Source organism: Micromonospora peucetia, assembly GCF_900091625.1.
Classification (GTDB): Bacteria; Actinomycetota; Actinomycetes; order Mycobacteriales; family Micromonosporaceae; genus Micromonospora; species Micromonospora peucetia.
On record NZ_FMIC01000002.1, the window covers coordinates 1,294,537 to 1,318,956 of the forward strand.

The following is a 24,420-nucleotide window of genomic DNA, read 5'->3' on the forward strand; positions in this document are numbered from 1 at the left end:
ACGCCGCACACGGGGGCCTCCCGGTGCGGCGCCGCGACGACGGGATGGCTCAGATCGCCGGAATCTCGTCCGCCAGGGTCAGCCAGGTCTCCTCGGTCCGCTCCCGATCGGCCCGCACCTCCTTGAGCTGCGCGTCGAGTTCGGCGACCTTGGCGTAGTCGGTGGAGTGCGCGGCAAGCTGGTCGAGCAGCGCCCCCTCCTTCTGGTCCAGCTTGACGACCTGCCGTTCCAGCCGGGCCAGTTCCTTGCGGGCCTGCCGTGCCTCGGCGGCGGACATGCCGGTCGCGGCGGGGGCGTCGGAGCTGGTCCCGGGGGCCGCCCCCGGCACCGCCGGCCCGGGTTGGCCGGCGGCCCGGGCGAGGTACTCGTCGACGCCGCCGGGCAGGTGCACCAGCCGGCCGTCGCCGAACATCCCGTACGCGACCTCGGTCACCCGCTCGATGAGGTACCGGTCGTGGCTGGCCACGATGACGGTGCCGGGCCAGGAGTCGAGCAGGTCCTCCAGCGCGGCGAGGGTGTCGGTGTCCAGGTCGTTGGTGGGCTCGTCGAACAGGAGCACGTTCGGCTCCCCGGCGAGCAGCCGGAGCATCTGCAACCGGCGCCGCTCGCCGCCGGAGAGGTCGCTGACCGGCGTCCAGAGCCGCCGGTCGTCGAAGCCGAAGACCTCGGCGAGCTGGGCGGCGGAGACCTCCCGGTCGCCGAGCTGCACCCGCCGGGCGACCTCCTCGACCGCTTCGAGCACCCGCAGGTGCCCGGGAAGCTCGGCCAACTCCTGGGAGAGGAAGGCCGGCCGGACGGTCGAACCGGTGGCGAAGCGCCCACCGTCGGGGCGGGTGATGCCGGCGAGCATCCGCAGCAGGGTGGTCTTGCCGGCGCCGTTACGGCCGAGGATGGCGATCCGGTCGCCGGGGCCGACGTGCCAGGTGGTGTCGCGCAGGATCTCCTTCGGGCCGGCGTGCAGGGTGACGTCCTCCAGGTCGTACACCTGCTTGCCGAGCCGGGCGGTGGCCATCCGTTGCAGCGACATGGTGTCGCGCGCCGGCGGGACGTCGGCGATCAGCGCGTTGGCGGCATCGATGCGGAACTGCGGCTTGGAGGTACGGGCGGGCGGCCCGCGCCGCAGCCAGGCGATCTCCTTGCGGAGCAGGTTCTGCCGACGGGCCTCGGTGGCCGCGGCGACCCGGTCCCGCTCGACGCGGGCCAGGGTCCAGGCGGCGAAGCCGCCCTCGTACGCCCGGACGGTCTGGTCGGCGACCTCCCAGGTGTCGGTGCAGACGGCGTCGAGGAACCACCGGTCGTGGGTGACCACGACCAGCGCGCCCTTGCGGCCGACGAGATACTTCGCCAGCCAGTCGACTCCGCCGACGTCGAGGTGGTTGGTGGGCTCGTCGAGGATGAGCAGGTCCGACTCGCGGACCAGCAGCGCGGCCAGCGCGACCCGCCGCCGCTCACCGCCGGACATCGGGCCGACCGGCTGGTCGAGGCCGAGGTGGGGCATGCCGAGCCCGTCGAGGATGGCGCGGACACCCGCGTCGCCGGCCCACTCGTGCTCGGCGCCCATGCTCTCGCCGAGCCAGGCGGTGCCGAGCACCACGTCGCGGACGGTGGCCTCGGGGGCGAGCTGGAGGTTCTGCGGCAGCCAGGCGACCCGCAGGTCGCGGCGGTGGGTGACCCGCCCGTCGTCCGGTTCCTCGATCCGGGTGAGCAGCCGCAGCAGGGTGGACTTGCCGGCGCCGTTGAGACCGACCACACCGATCCGGTCGGCGTCGTCCAGGCCGAGCGAGACGTCGGTGAGCAGTGGCCCGGCGGCGCCGTAGCCCTTGGAAACCCGGTCCAGGTTGACGATGTTGGCCACGACCTCACCTCCCATGATCAAGGCGTCCCGGTGCCGGCCGGCACCTGGGACGCCTGAGCCTCCAGCCTACGCGGACCACCCCACCGCCCGCCCCACGCGGGGTTCCCGCAGACTTCCCCGCGATCTTGCACTTAGCGCCCCGACAAGGGGCACATTCCACCCATATCTCGGGCCAGAAGTGCAAGATCGGCGGCGATGGTGCCGAACACCAGCGAGCGTCTTGCCCGCGCGGACACGCGCGGGAGGACGGGGGGACGGGGGGGGAACGGGGAGGGGGTCAGGCGATGCGGGCGCCGGGGACCGGGCCGTGGGCGGTGCGGGCGGTGCGGCAGACGTCGGCGGATGCCAGCTCGGTGGCGATCCGTTCGGCGTCGGCGGCATCCGTCGCCAGGAAGACGCAGGTTGGCCCCGAGCCTGAGACGATTCCGGCCAGCGCGCCCGCCGCCTCGCCGGCCTTCAGCGTCTCCGCCAGCGACGGGCGCATGGCCAGGGCGGCGTCCTGGAGATCGTTGCCGAGGGTCTCGGCCAGGACCCGGGGGTCGCGTTGGCGCAGCGCGGCGAAGAGCGCGTCGGTGCTGCCCAGCGGCTCGCCGGCCACGCCGGCCTCGCGGAGCCGGTCCAACTCCCGGTAGGCGGCCGGGGTGGAGAGGCCGCCGTCGGCGATGGCCACCACCCAGTGCCAGGTGGTGGGGCGGGCCAGCACGGGGCTGACCGTCTCGCCCCGACCGGTGCCCAGGGCGGTGCCACCGTGGATCAGAAACGGCACGTCGGAACCGAGGTCGGCGGCGATCCGGGCCAGCTCGTCGCGGGACAGCCCGGTCCCCCAGAGCGCGTCGCAGGCGACCAGCGCGGCGGCGGCGTCGGCGCTGCCCCCGGCCAGCCCGCCGGCCAGCGGGATCTGCTTGCGCAGGTGCAGTCGGGCGTGCGCAGGCACCCCGGCGTGGGCGGCGAGGGCGTGGGCCGCCCGGATGACCAGATTGGTGTCGTCCAGGGCCAGCTCGCCGGTGCCCTCGCCCTCCATGGTGAGGGTGAGCGTGTCGCCCCGGCGGGCGGTCAGCTCGTCGTGGATGGAGATCGCGTGGTAGACGGTGTTCAGCTCGTGGTAGCCGTCGCCGCGCAGCGGCCCCACCCCGAGGTGCAGGTTGACCTTGGCGGGCACCCGGACCCGCACCGGCCCGCTGGCTCCGCGCCGCCGCTGCTCGCCCTCGTCGTCCGGTCCCCAGGCCTCGGTCACGGGGCGGTGTCCCGCACGCGCAGGCGGATGTCGAACGGCTTCTCCACGATCAGCTCCTCGGCGGAGTCGACGGCCAGCTCGTACCGGCCGTCGACCAGGTCGTACGCGTACACGTGCGGATGGCCCCCGGTGGGCACGGCGTCAGCCTACTGCGCGGCGGGTGGGGCGGCCGGAGCCGACGCGGCGATGGCGGCGAACTGCTCGACGGTGAGTGACTCCCCGCGCGCGCCGGGGTCGACCCCGGCGGCGACGAGGGCCGCAGCCGCCCGGTCCGCGCCGCCGGCCCAGCCGGCCAGCGCGGCGCGCAGGGTCTTGCGGCGCTGCGCGAACGCCGCGTCCACCACGGCGAAGACCCGTTGCCGGGGTACGTCGACGCGGGGCGGCTCGCGGCGGGCGAAGGCGACCAGTCCGGAGTCGACGTTCGGCACCGGCCAGAAGACGTTCGGCGGGACCTTCCCGGCGGCGCGGGCCGAGGCGTACCAGGCGAGCTTGACCGAGGGCACGCCGTACACCTTGGAACCGGGGCCGGCGACGAGCCGGTCGGCGACCTCCTTCTGCACCATCACCAACCCGTGCCGCAGGCTGGGCAGCTCGGCGAGCAGGTTCAGCACCACCGGCACGGCCACGTTGTAGGGCAGGTTCGCCACCAGCGCGGTCGGCGGCGGATCGGCCAGCTCGGCGGCCCGGATGCGCAGCGCGTCGGCGTGGTGCATGGTCAGCCGCGCGGCGTGGGGCTCGGCGTGCCGGGCGACGGTGTCCGGCAGCGCGCCGGCCAGCGTCGGATCGAGTTCCACGGCGTGCACGTGCGCGGCGACCGGGAGCAGGGCGAGGGTGAGCGAGCCCAGGCCGGGGCCGACCTCCAGCGCCACGTCGTCCGGGGCCAGCCCGGCGGCGGTGACGATGCGCCGGACGGTGTTCGGGTCGTGCACGAAGTTCTGGCCGAGCCTCTTGGTGGGGGTGACGCCCAGCCGGGCGGCCAGTTCCCGGATCTCCGCCGGGCCGAGGAGACCGGTCACGCCCCGTAGCCTATGCGGCCCCCCTCAAGTGAAAGGAGGGGCCCCTTCCTTTCACCACGGGCCGAAGGTGCGGTTGCCGGTGGTGGAGATGGCGGCGCAGAGCCGGTCCAGGTCCGTACCGGTCGTCTCGGCCAGCGCCCGTACGGTCAGCGGGATCAGGTACGAGGCGTTCGGCCGGCCCCGGTGCGGCATCGGGGTCAGGTAGGGCGCGTCGGTCTCCACCAGGAGCTGCTCGACCGGGGTCAGCGCGGCGGCCTCCCGCAGCGCGGTGGCGCTGCCGAAGGTGACCGTGCCGGCGAAACTGAGCAGGTAGCCCCGGCGGACGCACTCGCGGGCGAAGTCGGCGTCGCCGGAGAAGCAGTGCAGCACCACGGTCTCCGGCGCACCCTCGTCGTCGAGGATCCGCAGCACGTCGGCGTGTGCGTCCCGGTCGTGGACGACCAGCGCCTTGCCGTACCGCTTGGCGATGGCGATGTGCGCCCGGAAGCTCTCCTCCTGCACGGCGCGGCCCTCCTCGCCGGTACGGAAGAAGTCCATCCCGGTCTCGCCGATCCCGCGTACCCGGTCCCGGGCGGCGAGCGCCTCGATCTCGCGCAGCGCCTCGTCCAGGTCGGCCAGGCGGGGGGCCTCGTTCGGGTGCAGCGCCACGGTGGCCAGCACGGCCGGGTGGGTGTCGGCGACGTCGGCGCCCCAGCGGGAGGAGGCGACGTCAACGCCGACCTGCACCAGCCGGTCCACCCCCACCGAGGCGGCGACGGCCACGGCCACGGCGACCGGGTCCTCAGCGGCGCCGCCGCCCGGATCTCCGTCCGCCCGCGGGGGCACGCCGGCCTCGCTGACGGTGATGTCGAGATGGGTGTGGCTGTCCAGCACGGGACGGGGCAGCGGATCGGGCACCGGCGGGAACTCCCCGGCCCGGCGGGCGGCACGCTGCTTGCGGGTTTCGGTGGGCTCGCTCATCGCGGCCAGCATCACACACCGCCGTCAGCGCGGCGGAAAAGACCCGCGCGTGACGTACGGGGGCGTGGTGGACCTGCCGTACCCGCTCTGACCGGGCGCGGCACCCGCAAGCGGCGGCATAACCCCGGGCGGGGCGGGAACCCGCGGGCGTCCGACCGTCACGTGACCAGGAGACGCGTATGCCTTTCATCACCGTGGGTACGGAGAATTCCGCCCCCATCGACCTGTACTACGAGGACCACGGCCAGGGGCAGCCGATCGTGCTGATCCACGGCTTCCCGTTCAACGGGGCGACCTGGGAGAAGCTGAGCGGCCCCCTGCTCGCGGCCGGCTACCGCGTGATCACGTATGACCGGCGGGGCTTCGGCAACTCGGCGCAGCCCAGCTTCGGCTACGACTACGACACGTTCGCCGCCGACCTCGACGTGCTGATGAACGAGCTGGACCTGCGCGACGCGATCCTGGTCGGCCACTCGATGGGCACCGGCGAGGTGACCCGCTACCTGGGCGCGTACGGCTCGCAGCGGGTCGACCGGGCGGTGCTGATGGCCCCGCTCGCGCCGTTCCTGCTGAAGACCTCCGACAACCCGGAGGGGGTCGAGAAGAGCCTCTTCGACGGCTTCCAGAAGGCGATCATCGATGACCGGTTCGCCTACCTCACCACCTTCTGCGAGGCGTTCTTCAACTACCAGGAGAACAAGGGCAGGGTGGTCAGCGAGGAGGCGTTCCGGGCGCACTGGGAGATCGGCGCGCGGGCCTCGGCGAAGGGTACGCACGACTGCGTGGACGCCTGGCAGACCGACTTCCGGGGCGACCTGCCGAACATCGACGTCCCGGTGTTGATCATCCAGGGCGACAAGGACGCCGTGCTGCCCTACCCGGCGACCGGTCAGCGGCTCGCGTCGATGCTGCCCGACGGGAAGCTGGTGACCCTGAAGGGGGCGCCGCACGGCACTCCCTGGACGCATCCGGCCGAGGTGAACCGCGCGATCATGGACTTCATCGGCGCCCCCGCGATGGCCCGGGCCTGACGCGTACGACGACGGGCGCGACCCTCCCGGGGTCGCGCCCGTCGGCACGCAGGCGGCCGTCAGTCGGCCAGGCGGGCCAGTTCCTCGTCGACGATCGACGGGTCGAGCTTGCGGAAGACCGGCGTCGGCGTGGCCAGCGGCCGGCCGGCCTCCAGCGGCACGGACTCCCAGCGCGCGCCGACGGTGTAGTCGCCGGTCAGCACCGGGTACGCGGGCCCGCCGTCGAGGTCCTCGACCTCCTCGATGACCGGCATCGGGGCGTGCACGTCGGTGCCGCCGAGCAGCTCGTGCACCTTCTGCGCGGAGTGCGGCAGGAACGGGGTGAGCAGCGTGTTGGCGTCACTGACCACCTGGAGGACGACGTGCAGGATGGTGCCCATCCGCGGCTTGTCGGCGTCGCCCTTGAGCTTCCACGGCGCCTGCTCGGAAAGGTATCGGTTGGCCTCGGCGACCACCTTCATCGCCTCGCCGATGGCCTGCTTCTGGCGGTGCCGGGCGATCAGGTCGCCGACCGTGGTGAAGCCGGCCCGGGCGACCGCGAGCAGCGCCTCGTCGGCCTCGGTGCGGCCGGCCGGGTCGACCGGCGGGATCGCGCCGAAGTTCTTCGCCGCCATGGAGACGGACCGGTTGACCAGGTTGCCCCAGCCGGCGACCAGTTCGTCGTTGTTGCGGCGGAGGAACTCGGCCCAGGTGAAGTCGGTGTCGTTGCTCTCCGGGCCGGCGGCGGCGATGAAGTAGCGCAGCGCGTCGGCGTCGTAACGCTCCAGGAAGTCCCGCACGTAGATGACGACCCGGCGGGAGGAGGAGAACTTCTTCCCCTCCATGGTGAGGTATTCGCTGGAGACCACCTCGGTGGGCAGGTTGAGCCGGCCCAGCCGGCCCGGCTCGCCGGCCCGGCTGCCCTCGCCGGAGTAGCCGGAGAGCAGCGCCGGCCAGATCACCGAGTGGAAGACGATGTTGTCCTTGCCCATGAAGTAGTAGCCGCGGGCGTCCTTCCCCTCGCCGTCGGCGGACCAGTACTTCCGCCAGGCCTCGGGGTCGCCGGAGCGGCGGGCCCACTCGATGGAGGCGGACAGGTAGCCGATCACGGCGTCGAACCAGACGTAGATGCGCTTGTCGGGGCGGTCCCGCCAGCCGTCGAGCGGGATCGGCACGCCCCACTCCAGGTCGCGGGTGATGGCCCGGGGCTGGAGGTCGTCGAGCAGGTTCCTGGAGAAGCGCAGCACGTTGGGCCGCCAGCCCTCGCGGGTGTCGAGCCACTGCCGCAGCACGTCGGCCAGGGCGGGCAGGTCGAGGAAGAAGTGCTCGGTCTCGACGAACTTCGGGGTCTCCCCGTTGATCCGCGACTTCGGGTCGATCAGGTCGATCGGGTCGAGCTGGTTGCCGCAGTTGTCGCACTGGTCGCCACGGGCGCTGTCATAGCCGCAGATCGGGCAGGTGCCCTCGATGTAGCGGTCGGGCAGGGTCCGGCCGGTGGACGGGGAGATCGCCCCCATGGTGGTCTTCGGGACGATGTAGCCGTTGCGGTACATCCCCTCGAACAGCTCCTGCACCACCGCGTAGTGGTTGCGGGTGGTGGTGCGGGTGAACAGGTCGTAGGAGAGGCCGAGGCCGTGCAGGTCCTCCACGATCACCCGGTTGTAGCGGTCGGCCAGCTCGCGCGGGGTGACGCCGTCGGCGTCCGCCTGCACCTGGATGGGGGTGCCGTGCTCGTCGGTGCCCGACACCATGAGCACGTCGTGGCCGGCCATCCGCATGTACCGGCTGAAGACGTCGGAGGGAACGCCGAAACCGGAGACGTGGCCGATGTGGCGCGGGCCGTTGGCGTACGGCCAGGCGACCGCCGCGAGAACGTGACTCATGACCAGGAAGCCTAGTGACCCGCTCACGGTGACCGCGAACCAATAGGGCCCACGGGTCGTAGGACCGGCCGGGAAGGCCCGCTGTTTGTCCGATTTGTCGCCGACACGCGGCCTGAACTGCCGGCCGCCGACCCGGCGGCGGGGTGCAATGAACGTCGTGACTGGCAGACGAGCGGCCCGGGATCGTGACGACCGTCCCTTCGGGGCGCCGCGCGGCGGCGCGGAGTCGCCACGCGGCGGCGTCGGGTCGCCACGCGGCGGCGTCGCCCCGCACCCCCGCGTCGTACCGGCCGCCGCCGGACCGGAGGCGCCCGCCGACACCGCCGAGCCCCTCGCGCCCGCCGTCGAGGTGGAGCCCACCACGGGAGCGCCGGTCGACGCGGTGCCGCGCCGGGTCCCGGTCCGCCGGGGGCACTCCCCCGTCGGGAGTACGCCAGGCGCAGGCGACGCCGCAGGTACGCCGGACGGCGGCGACGGCGCGTACTGGCCGCCGATCGAGCAGGTGCACTGGGACGGCACGCCGATCCGGGAGGAGCCGAAGCCGCAGCGGCGGCGGTCACCCGGCGCCGACCGGGGCACCCCACGCCCGCCCGACCCGCTGCCCGGGTTGGCCGTGCTGCTGTCGTTGAGCCTGGTGGCGGCCTTCTTCGCCTGGGTGAGCGCGGGGCCGTTCTGGCTGGCGACGGGGCACGCCACCCGGGGCGAGGTGGTGATCGTCGACTGCACCGGGGACGGGCTCGCCCAGCGCTGCCGGGGCACCTTCACGCCGGCCGGCCACCCGTGGGTCGCGCCCGCCGTACGGGTCAGCGGGGTGGCCGCCGAGGAGACCGCGACCGGTACGACGCTGCCGGCCCGGATGACCGGCCCGGACAGCGGCACCGCGTACGCGGACACCGGCCCCGCCGGGCACCTGCGTTGGCTGCTCGGCCTGCTGGTGGTGCTCGGCTGCGGCGCCGGGATCGCCCGGTGGACCGGGGCCACCCGGCTCGCCGATCCCCGGCTGCGCCGCTGGGCGGTGACCGGCGCGCTGGCCGGCCCACTGGTGATCACCCTCGGCTTCCTCGTCGCCGCCTGGTGACCCCCGGCCCGCGCGGCACACCGGCGGGTCGCTCAGGCGTGCACGACGGTGTAGACGTCGCGGCGGCGCAGGCCGTACCCGGTGGCGACCTCGGTGATGGCGTCCCGGCGGGACAGGCCGGCGGCCTCCCGGGCGGCGACGGCGGCCCGCAGCGTGTCGTCGTCGGGTCGCTCGGGGGCCGTTTCGGGCGCACCGGCCACCACGAGGGTGATCTCGCCGCGCGGATCCCCCTCGGCCGCCCAGGCGGCCAGTTCGCCGAGCGGACGGCGGACGATCTCCTCGTACGTCTTGGTCAGCTCGCGGCAGAGCGCGGCGGGTCGGTCGGCGCCGAACGCGGCGGCCAGGTCGGCGAGCGCGGCGGCGATCCGGTGTGGCGCCTCGAAGAAGACCAGCGTCCGGTCCTCGGCGGCGAGCGCCCGCAGGCGGGACCGGCGGGCGCCGGGGGTGCGCGGCAGGAAGCCCTCGAAGCAGAACCGGTCGCAGGGCAGGCCGGAGAGCGCCAGGGCGGTGGTGACCGCGCTCGGACCGGGCGCGGCGGTGACCGGCACGCCGGCGTCCACGGCGGCCCGGACCAGCCGGTAGCCCGGGTCGGAGACGCTCGGCATGCCGCCGTCGGTGACCAGGGCGACCAGGTAGCCGGCGGCCAGCACGTCGACCAGCTCGGGTGTGCGTCGCTCCTCGTTGCCCTCGAAGTAGGAGACGATCCGGCCGCCGACGGTGACGTCGAGGTCCCGGGCCAGCCGGGTGAGCCGGCGGGTGTCCTCGGCGGCCACCACGTCCGCGGCGGCGAGCACCTCGCGGAACCGGGCGGAGGCGTCGGCGGGGTTGCCGAGCGGCGCGCCGAGCAGGACCAGGCGCCCGGTGTCGGACATTTCACCCACGAGATGCAGCTCCTTCATCGATGGCGGTACCGGTATCGGGGACGACGGGCGCCACCGGGCACCTTCGCAGCCTACGATCGCCGGGTGACGAGTGCGTCGACAGCACAGAGCGCGAGCCAGGCGGAGCCGGATCCCACGGACGGGAGCACGCCGGAGGGAGCGGCCTCCGATTCCGGTGGCGTCCCCGGCGTGGTCCGCCGGCGGCTGGCCACCGTCGAGGCCCGACTGGACGGGCGTTCCTGGTTGGCCACGGGCGTGATCGTCGCGATCGCGGCGATCCTGCGCTTCGTCGGCCTGAGCCACCCGCCGGGCAAGATCTTCGACGAGACCTACTACGCCCGGGACGCGTGGGCGCTCGTCGACAAGGGCGTCGAGTGGAACTTCAAGGACAACGGCCCGTCGTACGTGGTCCACCCGCCGCTCGGCAAGTGGCTGATCGGGCTCGGCGAGTGGGCCTTCGGCTACTCCGACGCCGAGCACGGCATCTCCGTGCCGGGGCACCTGATGACGACCGCGCCGGAGTTCGGCTGGCGGTTCTCGGCAGCGCTGATCGGCACCCTGTCGGTGCTGCTGCTGGTCCGCATCGGCCGGCGGATGTTCCGCTCGACGGCCCTCGGCTGCGCCGCCGGCCTGCTGCTCGCGCTGGACGGCTTCCACCTGGTGCTGTCCCGCACCGCGCTGCTCGACATCTTCCTGCTCTTCTTCGTGCTGGCCACGTTCGGCGCCCTGGTGCTCGACCGGGACGCCCGGCGCCGCCGGTGGGCCCGGGCGTTGGAGGCCGGTCTGGACCCGGGCCGACCCGGGCGGGCCGGGCGGCCGGCGGGCGGCTGGCGGAACTGGCCGTGGTGGCGGCTCGCCGCCGGGGTCCTGTTCGGCTGCGCCTGCGCCGTCAAGTGGAACGCGCTCTACTTCCTGCCCGTCTTCGCGCTGCTGGTGATCCTCTGGGAGGTCGGGGTCCGCCGCTCCGCCGGCGTACGCCGGCCGTGGCGGGACGCCCTCCTCGACGAGTTGCCCTGGCTGGTGCTGGCCGGGGTGCTGATGGTGCTCACCTACCTCGGCACCTGGTCCGGCTGGCTGCTCAGTGACGACGGCTACTACCGGCTCGCCGAGCGGTACCCGAACGCCCCGCTGAGCGACGCCCCGGTGTTCGGCGCGCTGAACAACCTGATCGAGTACCACAAGGCCGCGTACGGCTTCCACCGGACGCTGGACGAGGGGCACAAGTACCAGTCCTGGCCGTGGCAGTGGCTGCTGCTCGGCCGGCCGGTCGCCTTCTACTGGTCGGGCGACGGGGCCTGCGGGGCGGCGAGCTGCGCCTCGGAGGTCCTATTGCTCGGCACTCCCCTGCTCTGGTGGTCGTTCCTGCCCGCCCTGGTGGCGCTGGCCTGGCTGGGCCTGGCCCGGCGGGACTGGCGGGCCGGGGCGATCCTGCTCGTCGTGGCGGCCGGCCTGCTGCCCTGGTTCTGGTTCGCGCTCGACGGCCGGACGATGTTCTCCTTCTACACCGCCCCGGTCCTGCCGTTCCTGGTGCTGGCGGTGGTCTACGTGCTCGGTGCGATCGTGACGCCGGCCGGTCCACCGGGAGCCGTCGCCGAACGGTCGGGTGACGCCGGTGCTGCCGCCGGGGGCGGGGGGCTCGACGAGGCCCGGGACCGCAGGCTGGTCGGGGGGGTGATCGCCGGGGCCTACGTCCTGCTGGTCGCGCTCTGCTTCGCGTACTTCTATCCGATCTTCGTCGGGAACGTGCTGCCGTACGCGGAGTGGTCGGCGCGGATGTGGCTGGACGGCCGCTGGATCTGACGGACGGCACGGCACCCGCCGCGCGTGCTGAACGGCGGCGGGTGCACGGAGAACGGGCCCGCACGCGGTGGCGTGCGGGCCCGTCGACGTAGATGCGCGCCCCGATCGCCTGCCACGGGGGAAGCGGGCGATTGGGGCGCGCACCAAGAGCTTAACCACCCCGTACCACTGACACAACGGGTCGACTTCGGTCAGATTTCCGACCTATGCGACACCGAACGGATGGTTTACATCCGACATCTGACGGTCCGTCATCTTGCGCAAACGGTACGGATCGACGGCACCATCCGGGACCGGCATCTGCCACATTTGCGGCCGGCAGGATTCCCACCAGCAGCTGAGTTCCCGTAACGTATCGATCGATGTGGTTTTGCAGTCATCCGGGGTCCGCCCCGTCGACACCCGTGCCGGCTGCACTGTCGGCCACCCCCGATCGATCGGACGGAGTACGCGATGACCCGTACCCTGCGCTGGACCGGCGGCCTGCTGGCCACCGTCACCGCCGCCACCCTCGGTCTGGCCGCCCCCGCCCACGCGGCCACCGTCTCGGTGCCGTTGCGCACCCTCGTCGCCGACCTGCCGGTGGCCACCGAGGTCCGCACCGGCTACTCCCGGAGCCTGTTTCCGCATTGGGCCGACACCGACTCCGACGGCTGCAACACCCGGTACGAGGTACTGATCGCCGAGGCCACCACCCGCCCCACGGTGGGCTCCGGCTGCCAGCTGACCGGCGGACGCTGGCGCTCCTACTACGATGCGGCCTACTGGACCAACCCGTCCGATCTGGACATCGACCACATGGTCCCGCTGGCCGAGGCATGGGACTCGGGCGCAAGGAACTGGACCACCACCCGGCGACAGGCGTTCGCCAACGACCTCGGTGACGTCCGCTCGCTGGTCGCGGTGACCGACAACGTCAACCAGTCCAAGGGCGACCAGGACCCGGCAACCTGGCTGCCGACCCACGAGAAGTGCCGGTACGTCGGCGAGTGGGCGGCAGTGAAGACCCGGTGGCGGTTGAGCGTCGACAGCACCGAGAAGAGCGCGTTGACCAGCCGGGCGGGCTCCTGCACGAACATCACGATCACGGTGACGCACGCGTACTGACCGCATACCCGGGGAGGGCCACGCCCTCCCGTCACGGGAGGAGCCGATCTCCGGCGCGGCTCCTCCGGCCGCGCAAACCGCCTGCCCTGGCGGGGCTTCATGCCCGGGTATACCGGTATTCGACTGGTTGGGCCGTTCGTCATCCATGTCGTCGGACGGTCCGTTCATCCGGACGTTCACCTTCTGGAAACTCCGCCTTACGCAACGCGGCATAACCAGACATAGAACTCTTATTGCCTCCCTAGTCTCGTCCGAGTGGTCGTTTACATTCACGACGGTGGGACGCCTGTCGTCCTCAAGGGACTTCCCGCCGCCAACTCCGCCCCGGTCCTCGTCGAGGTCACCGGACGCCGACATCGCCCGGCACGCCCCGGCGGAGTCCTCGCCGCAGCAGGCTCCCTGACGCACCTCCCGGTCATCGCGACCACTGTCCCGTCAGGACCGGCGCTCCCGACCCCCCGCCCTCGGGATGTCGACGGCTCGCCCCACCCGCACGCGGCCGACCAGCCCCGCTCGTCCACAGGCGGGAGCGCCGACTGACCACGGCGACAGTCAGCGGTACAGGCGACGCCAATCACGACACTTTGCTACTTCCGTGACGCCCTACGGGCTTCACGGCACATCTCGCCGCCCATTTGCTCATGCCCTGCGTCCGGCTTCCGCCGGACACCCCTGCCACCAGCCTGGTGATCGCAGGAGTTCGCAGAGGTGTTCACCGCATGGGACCGGTGCTGGCTCGTGATCAAGCAGGAGGTTTGCGGTTCCGTGAAGCACGTAGGTCTCACCGGCACACCCGTGTCACCCCTGCGGCCGGAGCATCATCCGGACGCGGAGGCGCGGGTCGTGGTTGGCTCGCTGGACGTCGGTCCCGTGACCGGACTACGGGACGAAAGCGACGTCAAGCGCACGCGACGTCTGCACCACGTGTTCGAATCCGCTTGCGACCGGAATCCGTCGGCCATCGCACTCGAGCACGGCAGTGAGCGGTTGACCTACCGCGAGCTGGACGAGCGCGCCAACCGGTTGGCCCACCACCTGCGCGCGCTCGGTGTCGGTGCCGGCTCACGGGTGTCCATCCTGCTACGGCGCTCCGTCGAGACGTACGTGGCGTTGCTGGGCGTGGGAAAAGCCGGCGCCGCGTTCGTGCCGATCGACCCCGAGTCCCCGGCCGACCGGGTCGCCTACATCACCGAGGATTCCGACGTCGACCTGACGGTGACGTCCTCGGCGCTCGCCGACCGGGCCGGCGAGCGGCCCACTCTCGTCGTCGACGAGTGCGCTGCCGAACTCGCCGCGGCACCGAGCGACCGGCCGGAACTCGGCGGCGACGGAATCCAGGACCCCAGCGCCTACGTGATCTACACCTCCGGGTCGAGCGGTCGACCCAAGGGCGTCGAGGTCGCGCAGTCGAGCATCTGCAACTTCCTCGAGGTGGTGCCCGGCGTGTACGACGTACGCCCGACGGACCGGGTCTACCAGGGCATGACGATCGCCTTCGACTTCGCAATCGAGGAGATCTGGCCGACCTGGTCGGTCGGCGCCACCCTGGTGGCCGGCCCGAACGACTCCCGCCGCCTCGGCGCGGAGTTGGCGGACTTCCTGGACGAGGCACGTGTCACCGTCTTCTACTGCGTGCCGACCCTGCTGGCCACCATCCCGCGCGACCTACCCCGGATCCGCAACCTGCTCGTCGGCGGGGAGGCCTGCCCGGGGCAGTTGGTCGAGCGGTGGAGCCGGCCCGGCCGACGGATCCTCAACACCTACGGGCCGACCGAGGCCACGGTCACCGCGACCTGGGGAGAACTGCTCCCCGGACGGCCGGTCACCATCGGGCGGCCCCTGCCGACCTACTCCGTGGTGCTGCTGGACGAGCGGCGGCAGCCGGTCGTCGACGGCGAGGTGGGTGAGATCTGTATCGGCGGCCCGGGGGTGGCGCGCGGGTACGTGGGGCGCCCGGACCTGACCGCCGACCGGTTCATCGAACACGCTCTGGCGCCGCCCGGCAGTCGGCTGTACCGCACCGGGGACCTCGGTCGGATCACCGCCGAAGGCGAAATCGAATACCTGGGCCGGGCGGACTCCGAGGTCAAGATCCGTGGCCATCGGGTGGACCTCGGTGAGATCGAGAGCGTGCTGCTGGAGGATCCGGGGATTGCCGAGGCCGTGGCTGCGCTGGTCCCGGTCGCCGACGACCCGGCCGCCCCCCACGAACTGGCCGCCTACCTCGTTGCGCACGACAGCGACGAGGGCGGGTGGGAGGAGCTGACCGTCCGGCTGTGCCAGACCCTGCAGACCCGGCTGCCCGGTTACATGGTGCCCTCCTTCCTGGATGTCGTCACCGCGCTGCCGACCATGCCCAGCGGAAAGGTCGACCGGAAACGACTGCCCCCGCCGAACCGCCGGCTCACCCTCCCCGCCGGCCCGCTGGTGGCCGCCGAGGGCGAGTTGGAGGAGCAGGTACGTGCGGCGTGGGCGGAGGCGTTCGGCATCGAGGCCGGGGCGCTCTCGGTCGAGGCGGGCTTCTTCACCGACCTCGGAGGGCATTCGCTGCTCGCGGCGCGGGTGGTGTCGCTGCTGCGCGCCCGCAAGGTCGGCGTGAGCCCGGCGGTCCGGGACCTGTACGCCCACCCGACCGTACGAGGCATGGCCGCTCACCTCGGCGCCGCCGATCGGACCGGTGGGTCCGGCGCGCCGCCCCGCCCCGCCCCGCTGCGGCACCGCAGCCGGCGGATCGCGCTGGCCGGGTCCGGCCAGGTGGCGGTGATCTACCTGCTGCTGTTGGCAGTCACGCTCCCCGTCTCCTACGTCTACACCCGCAACGACGGTCTCGTGTCGGCCCGCGTCCTCGCGGAACTGATGATCGCGATCCTGCTCAGCTACCTTGGCGTGCGGTGGGTGCTGCCGGTCCTGCTGGCCCGGCCCTTGGCCGCGGGCATCCGGCCCGGCCGGTACCGCCTGTGGGGGCTCACCTACGTCCGGCTCTGGGCGTTGGACACACTGCTGGCGGTCGGGCCGCTGCCTGTGCTCAGCGGTTCTCCGCTGATGGCGACCTACCTGCGGCTGCTCGGTGCCCGGATCGGCTGCCGGACCACGATCGCGACCAGCGCGATCAGTCTGCCGACCCTGATCTCCATCGGCCGGGACGCCTCAGTCGGGTACGGCGTTTCGCTGCGGCCGTGGCGGGCGGAGGACGGCTGGGTCGTCGTCGGGCCGATCATGATCGGGGCGGACGCCTTCGTCGGCGCGAACGCGGTCCTCGAGCCCGGCGCTTCGGTCGGGGCGCGAGCCGGCCTCGGCGAGCAGTCCGTCCTCGTCCACGGCGAGGCGGTGCCACCCGGAGCGCGTTGGGCGGGCTCACCGCCGGCTCCGACCCCCCGGCTCGCTCCCACCGTGGAATCGCTGCTCAGCTACCGCCGCCTGCGGCGTGGCTGGCGCCCGCACCACGTCGCCGCCGCACTGGTCGGCCTGATCGGGCTGGAACTCGGGGCGATCGCGATGGTCCTGCCCAGCGTGGCGCTGGTGTGGTGGGTGCTGCTGACCCGAGGCCTGCTCACCGGCCTGGTCGCGACCATCCCGGCCGGGATCGTCTACGTGCTCACCGTCTGCGCGCTGGTCGCCCTCGGCAAGCGCCTTGTGCTGCCGCGGGTACCAATCGGCGTTCACCACCGCCTCCACTCGATGCTCGGCGTACGAAAGTGGATTGCCGACAAGCTGCTCGAGTCCAGCCTCATGTTCACCAACTCGCTCTACGCGACCCTCTACACCGGGCCCTGGCTGCGACTGCTCGGTGCCCGGGTCGGCCGCGGCGCCGAGGTCTCCACCGCCGCGCACCTGGACCCGGACCTGCTCACCCTGGGGTCGGAGAGCTTCGTCGCCGACATGGCCAGCCTGGGCGCCGCGACGTTCGCCAACGGCCGGATGGCGTTCCTGCCCACCACGGTCGGCAGCCGGGCCTTCGTCGGAAACGCCGCGTTCGTACCGGCCGGCACGGTGCTGGGCGACGGATCCCTGATCGGCGTCGGCACGTTGCCGCCCGACGACGGTGTCCCGGAGGGCACGTCCTGGTTGGGCTCACCGGCGATGCACCTGCCGGCCCGCCAGAGCAGCGGTTCCTTCTCGGAGGCGGTGACGTTCCGCCCGCCGCGCATCGTGGTGGCCCGCCGGCTGTTCGTCGAGTTCTTCCGCGCGACCCTGCCCGCATCGGTGCTCGGCGCCAGCTTCTACCTCTACCTCCTGGCGCTGTCCTCACTCGCCAACGGCCGGGACCTGCTCGTGCCGGCACTGGTGTCGCCCTTCGTCGCGATGGCGTCGAGCGTCGCGGTGATCGCCTTCTGCGCGGCGACCAAACGCAATGTCGTCGGCACCTACCAGCCCCGGGTGGAACCGTTGTGGAGCGGCTTCGTCCGGCGGACCGAGTTCGTCACCGGTCTCTACGAGGCCGCGGCGGTCCCCGCCGGCATCGGGCTCCTGGTCGGCACCCCGTTCCTGCCGCCGATGCTGCGCTGGTTCGGGGTCCGCGTCGGCAGACGCACCTGGATCGGCACGACGTACCTCACCGAGTTCGACCTGGTCGAGATCGGCGACGACGCGACCGTGGGCACCGAGGTGTCGCTGCAGACCCACCTCTTCGAGGACCGGGTGATGAAGATGTCCGTCGTCACGGTCGGCGCCGGCGCCACGATCGGCACCCGCGCCATCGTGCTCTACGACGCCGTCGTCGGCGACGACGTCATGCTGGGCTCGCTCTCGCTGCTGATGAAGGGCGAACACCTGATTCCCGGCACCCGATGGCGCGGGATCCCCGCCCAGGGAGTGCTCGCCCAGAGCACCACGAGACCACGGGCGGCCTGATGCCGCGCCGTACGGCGGCGGCTCGCACCACGCCGTGGCCCGATCCGTCCGCCATCCACTCCCCGAGAGGAAGAACGCTCGATGAACAAGGCCCTGCTGGTATCCGACGCGGCCCACTTCCGGGTCGACTACGAGATCAACCCGTACATGCACACCGAGGTTCAGCCCGACCGCGCGGTGGCGATTCTCGAGCACGAGCGCATCATCGCCGCGCACCGGGCGGCGGGGCGCCGCATCGAGTACGTGACGTCGGCGCCGGAGTGCCCGGACATGGTCTTCGCCGCGAACGCCGCGCTGGTACGGGGTGGCCGGGCCGTGCTGGGAGCACCGCCACCTGAGCGCAAGGCAGAGCTGCCGTACTTCCAGGAGTGGCTGATCAACCACGACTTCGAGGTCCTGGAGGCGCCGTACCCGTTCAGCGGGCAGGGCGACGCCCTGGCCTGCGGCGACCTGCTGCTCGCCGGCCACGGCCAGCGGACCGACCGGCGGATGCATGCCGTGCTCGCGCGGGAACTCGGCTACGAGGTCGTGCCGCTGCGGACGGTGAGCCACCGGTGGTACGACCTCGACCTTGCGGTCGGGGTCGTCGAGCCGGGACGCACGCTCGCCTACTGCCCGGACGCCCTCGACGAGCCGAGCCGTCGGCGGCTGCGTGGCCTCGGCATGGACCTGATCGAGGTCTCCGTCGAGGAGGCGGCGCGCTTCGCGCTCAACCTGATCAGTGACGGCGTCACCGTGACCATGACCAGGGGGGCACCGCGGCTGGCGACCTCGTTGCGTGCGCGCGGCCTGCGGGTCGTCGAACTCGACACGACCGAACTCGCCAAGGGCGGGGGTGGGGTCCGCTGCACCGCGCTGACGCTCGACAACCCGCTGCCGGCGGGATCGTGATCGCGATGGGGAACGTGGGTCGGTTGCTCGCCGCCGGCGGACGGGCCCTCGCCGGCCGTGGCCTGACCGTCCGTTCGCCGCTGCCCGGGTTGCCGGAGCCGCCGGTGGCGCTGGTCTACCGGGGGCCGGCGACGCTGCCCGGGTGCCCCGAGGCGGTGGCGGCGCTGCTCAAGTCCAGCCGTTGGGGCTTCGACGTCCGGTACGTCGGCCCGGACGAGGACCTGCCGCTGACCCGTCGGGCCCTGGCCGGGGCGGCGCTCTACGCCCAGCCCGGTGGCGGCACCCTCAAACGCGGCTACCGCCACCTGAAGCGCCACCGCGACGAGATCAGGCAGTTCGTCCACTCCGGCGGAAACTACCTGGGCTTCTGTCTCGGCGGCTACCTCGCGGGGGCCACCCCCGGCTTCGGCCTCCTGCCAGGGGACACCGACCAGTACATCGTCTCGTCCGCCGCCACGGTCGGCTCGGAGAAGAACACCGTCGTCCAGGTCTCCTGGCGCGGCCGGCGGCGGACGCTCTTCTTCCAGGACGGCCCGTACTTCTGGCTGCGCCCGGAGGCCGGCGCCGATATCCTCGCCACCTACCCGAACGGCACCATCGCCGCGATGGCCACCGCCTTCGGCGCGGGCCGGGTCGGAGTCGTCGGCCCTCACCCCGAAGCCACCGACGACTGGTACGTCGACGCCGGGCTACCGATCGTCGACCGGCTCGGCACGGATCTCGGCTGCGACCTGGTGGACACCGTGATGCGGCCATGACTCAGACCGCACACCTCAGCCGCACCGCCCTGGACAGGGCCGCCAGTCCGCCCGCGACGACCGACCTGTCGGCCGGGCGGACCCGACTGCTCGGCGTGGACGCCGCGCGTGGCGTCGCGCTGTTCGGAATGATCGCCGTGCACTCGTTGTATCAGGCTGACGCCGCAGGTCTACCGACCTGGTCGTTCACGGTCTTCGGCGGTCGGGCGGCTGCTCTGTTCGCGGTGCTGGCCGGAGTCGGTATCGCGTTCATGACCGGTCGGCGACGGGTCCCCCTGACCGCCGGCGCGGGTCCCGTGGCGGCGCTCGGCGTCCGGGCTCTGGTCATCGGCGCGATCGGGTTGGCGCTGGGCTACACCGACGCGTCCCTGGCGTCGGTGATCCTGCCCTACTACGCGGTGATGTTCGTGCTGGCGATCCCGCTGGTGTTCCTGCCCACCTGGTTGGTGGCGTTCACCGCCGTGACCGTGGCCGCCGGCGCTCCCGTGCTCCGCCAGCTCCTGCTGCCACGGCTACCGGAACCGACCTATGACAACCAGGCATTCACACATCTCATCGGCGACCCCGGCGCGCTGCTCACCGAACTGTCGATGACGGGGGAGTTCCCGGCGGTGACGTGGCTGGCGTACCTCTGCGTCGGGCTGGTGGTCGGGCGGTTGGCCCTGAACCGGTTGATGGTGCTTCTCGGGCTGCTCTACACCGGAGCCCTGCTCGCCGCCGCGGCGCCGGTGGCGTCGTGGATTCTGCTGAACCGGTACGAGGGCTTCCGGCAGATCTGGTTCACGCAGCCCCGGAGCGGGCTGACCGCAGCCGAGACGACGGAGCTCCTCGTGTTCGGCGGGGACGGCAGCACGCCCACCTCGACGTGGTGGTGGTTGGCGGTCGACGCGCCGCACACCGGCACCCCGCTCGACCTGCTCGGCACGGTCGGCAGCGCGATCGCCCTGCTCGCCGTCATGCTGCTCGCCTTCCACGTCGCACGGCCCGTCCCACGGCGGGCGATCTCCGTGCTGCTGGTGCCCCTGGCCGCGGCCGGCAGCATGACGCTGACGCTCTACACCGCGCACATCATGTTCATCAACTCCGAACTCGACTCCTTCGAGCCCGTGACGGGTTACCTCGCGCAGGTCCTGGCCATGGTGCTGTTCGGGACGGCGTGGTGGGCCACGGCCGGCCGCGGCCCGCTGGAGGGGCTGGTGACGCTGCTCTCCGACGGCGCCCGCCGAGTGGTCACCCGGCGCAACCGAGCCAACCGCCACCGGGCCGGCATGTCGATGTACTCACAGGAGGAAACGCGGCGGCGATCACCTCGGCAGGCGACCACTCGACACCGCCGCTGAACGGCGGGCGTACGACATGAGATGGACCAGTGCGGGCCTGCTGCCCGGAGAGACACGCCGGATCGACCGGCGGCGCCTCCTTGTCGGTGCCGGTGCCGCCGGCACCCTGGCCGCGCTGGGGTGGGCCGGTGCCTCGGCGGTCACCGGGGACCACGACCGGCCGCTGGCGCTCATCTACCGGGGTCCGGCCGCCTGTTCGGGCTGCGCCGAGGCCGTAGCCGCCCTCCTGCGCGCCGCCCCGGGCAGGTTCCGCACCGGATACTGCGGTCCGGACGAGCAGCGGCAGATCTCGCGGAGCACGTTGACGCAGGCGGCTGTCTACGCCCAGCCTGGCGGCGGCAACGTCAGGCCGGCTTGGCGGAGGCTGCGTGACCACGCCGACGAGATCCGTGACTTCGTCCACGACGGCGGTCACTACCTCGGCTTCTGCCTGGGGGCATACCTCGCCGCCGGCCAGCCCGGCTTCGGACTGATCGACGGTGAGGTCAACCAGTACATCAGCACTGACGGAGCGAGCGTCGACAGCGTCGACGACACGGTGATCCCGGTCCGGTGGCGCGGCAGTTCCCGGCACATGTTCTTCCAGGACGGGCCGACGATCGAGCTGCGCCCGGGGGTGCCGGGCGTCGTGCTCGCCACCTACGACACCGGGGCGCCCGCCGCCGTCGTCACCACCTTCGGCGCCGGGCGGGTGGGGCTCGTGGGACCGCACCCGGAGGCCGACCGGTCGTGGTACGCCGAGGCAGAGCTGACCAACCCGGACGGCATCCGCTTCGACCTGGGCCATGACCTGATCAGGAACACGATGGACGGAACGGGTCTGCCCGTCCGGTGACCTGCTGGTTCGGCGTCGCGGCCGATCCGGGACAGCGGTGGCGGCAAGAGCGGGGATGCGGGCGGGGACGGTGGCGTCCCCGCATCCGTCACATCCGCCGGTGTTCCCGTGGCAGCCAGCCGATGAACCGGTCCTGGAGGGCCGTCCCGCGCGCGGCCGACAGGTCCTGCGTGGCGGCGGCCAGGCAGGACCCGAGGTACACGCTGAGCATCGCCCGGTCGACCTGGTACTCCTCCAGCAACCGCGCGCGTTTGGTCGCGCACGGCCAGTCCGCGCCGCAGGTGCCGCAGGTCCAGGCCGGCGTCACCGGCGTGTGTTCGTCCATGGGGGATGCCGTGGATTCCGCACCACCGAACATCGCACTCCCTCTCCGGTTCCACGTGGCGGCCACCGCCGGCGTACCGCACCGACGATAGATGTCCGTCACCCTTCGGCGACGCCCTGTCAGCGCCACGGAACGCTGCGGCGTTACACCTTGCGGTACGTTCACCAACCATGTCCCTCACGACGCTGACCGTGGCCCAGGTGCTCGCCTGGCGGGACGGTCGACAACTGCCGCACCGGCCGGCGGGCGGGCGGCCCGTCGACGTGGACGAGCTCGGCGCCGTCCGCCCCGACGACGCCGTACGCCTGCTTCCCGCGTTCCCGGTGCGGGCGCACGTGCGGTCGTACCGGTCGGGGGGCGGCGATGCGTGACCTGCTGCCGCCTGCGGTGGCGGTGGCCGTGGCCGGGCCGGCGGACTGGACGGGCGAGCTGCTGCCGGCCGAGCGGGCCTGCCTGACCGAACGCGCGGTGCAGAGCCGCCGCCGCGACTTCACCGCTGGGCGGGTCTGCGCCCGCCGGGCGATGGCCGCGCTGGGACTGCCCCCGGTCGCGGTGCCGGCGGCGGCGGACCGCTCGCCGGTCTGGCCGGCCGGCGTGGTCGGCGCCATCACCCACACCTCCGGCTACTGCGCCGCCGTCGCGGCCCGCGTCGGCGAGATCCGGTCGGTCGGCATCGACGCCGAGGGGCACCAGGAACTCAACGCGGGCGTACGCCGGCTGGTCTGCCTGCCCGAGGAGGATGAACGGTGCGCCCGGCTGCCGGCGGGGACCTCCTGGCCGGCAGTGGTGTTCAGCGCCAAGGAGAGCATCTACAAGGTGTGGCACCCGGTCGTCGGCACGTGGCTGGGCTTCCACGACGCGCTGGTGGAGCTCGATCCGGATGCCGGCACGTTCACCGCCCGCATCGCGCCGGCCCGGCTCGACGCCGCCCCGGTGGCCGATCCGCCCGCTCTGGTCACCGGCCGGTTCGCCGTCGACGACGCGCTGGTCCGCACCGCCGCCGTGCTACTGCCCCTTTGACCCGGGAACGGACTCCGAACAGGGGACAGCGCGGCGCTGCAGGAGACGCGAAGATGGTCCGTTGTCCGCGCACGGTAGCGTCAGCCGCGTTTGCCGTCGTCGTCAGGTGCTTAGGAGTACGGTGAGTCACCCCCAGCCCCCTTATGGGCCGCAGGATCCGAATCAGCCGAACCCGGAGCAGCAGCCGTACCCGCCGGCCCCGATGCCGCAGTTCCCCGCCGAGCAGGGCGGCTACCCACCGCAGCCACCGACCTCCGGCGTCCCGCAGCCCGCGGGCGACCCGTGGGCCCCGCTCCCGCCCGTGCCGCCGCAGCAGCCGGCCGGCGACCCGTGGGCAGCGCCGCAGCCCCCGGTCTCCGGGGTCCCGCACCCCCCGGTGTCGGGCACGCCCGGCGAGCCGTGGGCACAGCCGCCGGTTTCCGGGGCACCGGGCGAGCCATGGGCCGCCCCGCACCAGCCGACCTCGGGCGTGCCGCAGCCGCCGGTGTCCGGCACGCCGTACCCGCCGGTGTCGGGGACGCCGTACCCGCCCGTGTCGGGGACGCCGTACCCGCCCGTGTCCGGCACGCCCGGTTACCCGCCCGCGGGGCCCGGCTATCCGCCCGCAGGGTCCGGTTACCCGCCCGCAGGGCCCGGCTACTCGTTCGGCGCGCCGCCGCCGGTCGCTCCGCCGAAGAAGAACAGGACCGTCCTGATCGTCGTGGCGGTGGTGGCCGTGCTGGCCCTGCTCTGCTGCGTCGGCGGCGTCGCCGCCCTCATCGCCGGTGCCAACAAGGCGGCGGACGACCTGGAGAAGGCCCTGCCAACCCCGGGAACCACCCATGTGGCACCGGGTGGCGCCTCCGCGCCGGCGAAGAACGGCGAGACCTACAACATGAAGCCCGGCGCCACCCTGGTGCTCTCCGACGACGAGGGGACCATCGAGATCACGGTCAGCCGGTTCACCACGGAGACCAAGGGCTGCCGGACGTACGCCCCGGACCCGGACAAGGGCATGTACCTGATCGCCCATGTCACCGCGACGGTGACCAAGGGCAAGAGTTCCATCAACCCGTTCTACTTCGAGTGGGTGGCCGCCAACGGCACCACGGCCAACGGCCTGGCAAGCGCCCTCTCCGGCTGCGGCGACACGCTGAGCTCCGGCAACAACCTGCGCGAGGGCAGCAAGCGGGCGGGCACGGTGGTGTTCAACGTGGCCGACAAGAACGGCGCCCTGGAATACCGGCACAAGTTCGAGACCGCCGGCTCCTGGAAGCCGTGATCCGCACCTGCCGATGGAAGGCCGGTCCCCTCGGGGCCGGCCTCCCGTCTTTCCACGGCCGTGGCGAGGTGGGCCTTCCCGACTATCTCTCTTCGATGGCGATAAAGTGACCCAGAGATGGGACGATTCGCCACTTGAAGGCCGGTTTGGGGCGCGGCAGGCTGGTTGGCGCCGTGCTTCACAGCGGACGACGCACGGCGACATCCCGCCCGAATTGCGTCCGCTAGCAACTGACGCAATCGTCGGACGCAGCTGAAGCGGCCAAAGGTGATCAGGACGCCATGGACGCTACCCGCCCGTTTTGACGTCCATGGC

20 protein-coding genes are annotated in these 24,420 nt (G+C 72.6%); 12 read left to right on the plus strand and 8 right to left on the minus strand.

Annotation, left to right across the window (positions count from 1 at the left end):
- Positions 1-49: 49 nt before the first annotated feature.
- From GA0070608_RS06055 to GA0070608_RS06070, 5 genes are all read right to left on the minus strand, one after another.
- Positions 50-1,855 carry an ABC-F family ATP-binding cassette domain-containing protein gene (locus GA0070608_RS06055; protein ID WP_091634419.1) on the minus strand — a complete coding sequence of 602 codons (1,806 nt, stop codon included), beginning with the start codon at positions 1,853-1,855 and terminating at the stop codon, positions 50-52.
- 277 nt (positions 1,856-2,132) lie between these two features.
- Positions 2,133-3,089 (minus strand): 4-(cytidine 5'-diphospho)-2-C-methyl-D-erythritol kinase, encoded by a 957-nt coding sequence (locus GA0070608_RS06060; protein WP_091623089.1) that lies wholly within the window; start codon positions 3,087-3,089, stop codon positions 2,133-2,135.
- Positions 3,086-3,226, minus strand: a complete 141-nt coding sequence (locus GA0070608_RS31890) for a hypothetical protein (protein ID WP_176733647.1) — start codon at positions 3,224-3,226, stop codon at positions 3,086-3,088. Before GA0070608_RS31890 ends, GA0070608_RS06060 begins: the two co-directional genes overlap by 4 nt.
- A gap of 9 nt (positions 3,227-3,235) precedes the next feature.
- A complete protein-coding gene (gene rsmA / locus GA0070608_RS06065) occupies positions 3,236-4,105 on the minus strand; it encodes a 16S rRNA (adenine(1518)-N(6)/adenine(1519)-N(6))-dimethyltransferase RsmA (RefSeq protein WP_091623091.1) in 870 nt (289 codons plus the stop codon).
- Between the two features lie 51 nt (positions 4,106-4,156).
- Positions 4,157-5,077, minus strand: coding sequence for a TatD family hydrolase (locus tag GA0070608_RS06070; RefSeq protein ID WP_091623093.1), 921 nt, complete (start codon positions 5,075-5,077; stop codon positions 4,157-4,159).
- Positions 5,078-5,244: 167 nt separating this feature from the next.
- Between GA0070608_RS06070 and GA0070608_RS06075 the strand changes: the two genes are divergently transcribed.
- Positions 5,245-6,096 (plus strand): alpha/beta fold hydrolase, encoded by an 852-nt coding sequence (locus tag GA0070608_RS06075; protein WP_091623095.1) that lies wholly within the window; start codon positions 5,245-5,247, stop codon positions 6,094-6,096.
- A 59-nt stretch (positions 6,097-6,155) separates the two neighbouring features.
- On the opposite strand, the gene metG is transcribed toward GA0070608_RS06075, so the two are convergent.
- Positions 6,156-7,958, minus strand: coding sequence for a methionine--tRNA ligase (gene metG / locus GA0070608_RS06080; RefSeq protein WP_091623098.1), 1,803 nt, complete (start codon positions 7,956-7,958; stop codon positions 6,156-6,158).
- A gap of 148 nt (positions 7,959-8,106) precedes the next feature.
- On the opposite strand from metG, the gene GA0070608_RS06085 reads away from it, so the two are divergent.
- Positions 8,107-9,036, plus strand: coding sequence for a hypothetical protein (locus GA0070608_RS06085; protein ID WP_245715709.1), 930 nt, complete (start codon positions 8,107-8,109; stop codon positions 9,034-9,036).
- Positions 9,037-9,068: 32 nt separating this feature from the next.
- Here the strand turns inward: GA0070608_RS06085 and rsmI are convergent, their stop codons facing one another.
- Complete coding sequence (gene rsmI, locus GA0070608_RS06090; RefSeq protein WP_411970776.1) at positions 9,069-9,935, minus strand: 16S rRNA (cytidine(1402)-2'-O)-methyltransferase; 867 nt, start codon at positions 9,933-9,935, stop codon at positions 9,069-9,071.
- A gap of 66 nt (positions 9,936-10,001) precedes the next feature.
- On the opposite strand from rsmI, the gene GA0070608_RS06095 reads away from it, so the two are divergent.
- The 7 genes from GA0070608_RS06095 to GA0070608_RS06125 all read left to right on the plus strand — a co-directional run bounded on the left by GA0070608_RS06095 (position 10,002) and on the right by GA0070608_RS06125 (position 21,499).
- The gene (locus GA0070608_RS06095) at positions 10,002-11,717 is read left to right on the plus strand and encodes a dolichyl-phosphate-mannose--protein mannosyltransferase (RefSeq protein ID WP_091623100.1); all 1,716 of its coding nucleotides are present in this window, start codon (positions 10,002-10,004) and stop codon (positions 11,715-11,717) included.
- A 453-nt stretch (positions 11,718-12,170) separates the two neighbouring features.
- Positions 12,171-12,824, plus strand: a complete 654-nt coding sequence (locus tag GA0070608_RS06100) for an HNH endonuclease family protein (RefSeq protein ID WP_091623104.1) — start codon at positions 12,171-12,173, stop codon at positions 12,822-12,824.
- A gap of 924 nt (positions 12,825-13,748) precedes the next feature.
- Positions 13,749-17,675, plus strand: coding sequence for a Pls/PosA family non-ribosomal peptide synthetase (locus GA0070608_RS06105; RefSeq protein WP_091634429.1), 3,927 nt, complete (start codon positions 13,749-13,751; stop codon positions 17,673-17,675).
- Positions 17,676-17,756: 81 nt separating this feature from the next.
- The gene (locus GA0070608_RS06110; RefSeq protein WP_091623107.1) at positions 17,757-18,566 is read left to right on the plus strand and encodes a dimethylarginine dimethylaminohydrolase family protein; all 810 of its coding nucleotides are present in this window, start codon (positions 17,757-17,759) and stop codon (positions 18,564-18,566) included.
- Positions 18,567-18,571: 5 nt separating this feature from the next.
- Positions 18,572-19,324, plus strand: a complete 753-nt coding sequence (locus GA0070608_RS06115) for a BPL-N domain-containing protein (RefSeq protein WP_091634432.1) — start codon at positions 18,572-18,574, stop codon at positions 19,322-19,324.
- Positions 19,321-20,664, plus strand: coding sequence for a heparan-alpha-glucosaminide N-acetyltransferase domain-containing protein (locus tag GA0070608_RS06120; protein WP_091623109.1), 1,344 nt, complete (start codon positions 19,321-19,323; stop codon positions 20,662-20,664). The genes GA0070608_RS06115 and GA0070608_RS06120 overlap by 4 nt, the downstream gene beginning before the upstream one ends.
- Before the next feature lie 16 nt (positions 20,665-20,680).
- Complete coding sequence (locus GA0070608_RS06125; protein WP_091623111.1) at positions 20,681-21,499, plus strand: BPL-N domain-containing protein; 819 nt, start codon at positions 20,681-20,683, stop codon at positions 21,497-21,499.
- 88 nt (positions 21,500-21,587) lie between these two features.
- On the opposite strand, the gene GA0070608_RS06130 is transcribed toward GA0070608_RS06125, so the two are convergent.
- Positions 21,588-21,824 (minus strand): hypothetical protein, encoded by a 237-nt coding sequence (locus GA0070608_RS06130; RefSeq protein ID WP_245715710.1) that lies wholly within the window; start codon positions 21,822-21,824, stop codon positions 21,588-21,590.
- Positions 21,825-21,994: 170 nt separating this feature from the next.
- Between GA0070608_RS06130 and GA0070608_RS06135 the strand changes: the two genes are divergently transcribed.
- From GA0070608_RS06135 to GA0070608_RS06145, 3 genes are all read left to right on the plus strand, one after another.
- Positions 21,995-22,195 carry a hypothetical protein gene (locus GA0070608_RS06135; protein ID WP_091623117.1) on the plus strand — a complete coding sequence of 67 codons (201 nt, stop codon included), beginning with the start codon at positions 21,995-21,997 and terminating at the stop codon, positions 22,193-22,195.
- Positions 22,188-22,844, plus strand: coding sequence for a 4'-phosphopantetheinyl transferase family protein (locus GA0070608_RS06140; RefSeq protein ID WP_091623120.1), 657 nt, complete (start codon positions 22,188-22,190; stop codon positions 22,842-22,844). Before GA0070608_RS06135 ends, GA0070608_RS06140 begins: the two co-directional genes overlap by 8 nt.
- A gap of 202 nt (positions 22,845-23,046) precedes the next feature.
- Positions 23,047-24,105: a DUF4352 domain-containing protein gene (locus GA0070608_RS06145; RefSeq protein WP_245715711.1), complete on the plus strand. Its 1,059-nt coding sequence runs from the start codon at positions 23,047-23,049 to the stop codon at positions 24,103-24,105.
- The last annotated feature ends 315 nt before the right edge of the window (positions 24,106-24,420 follow it).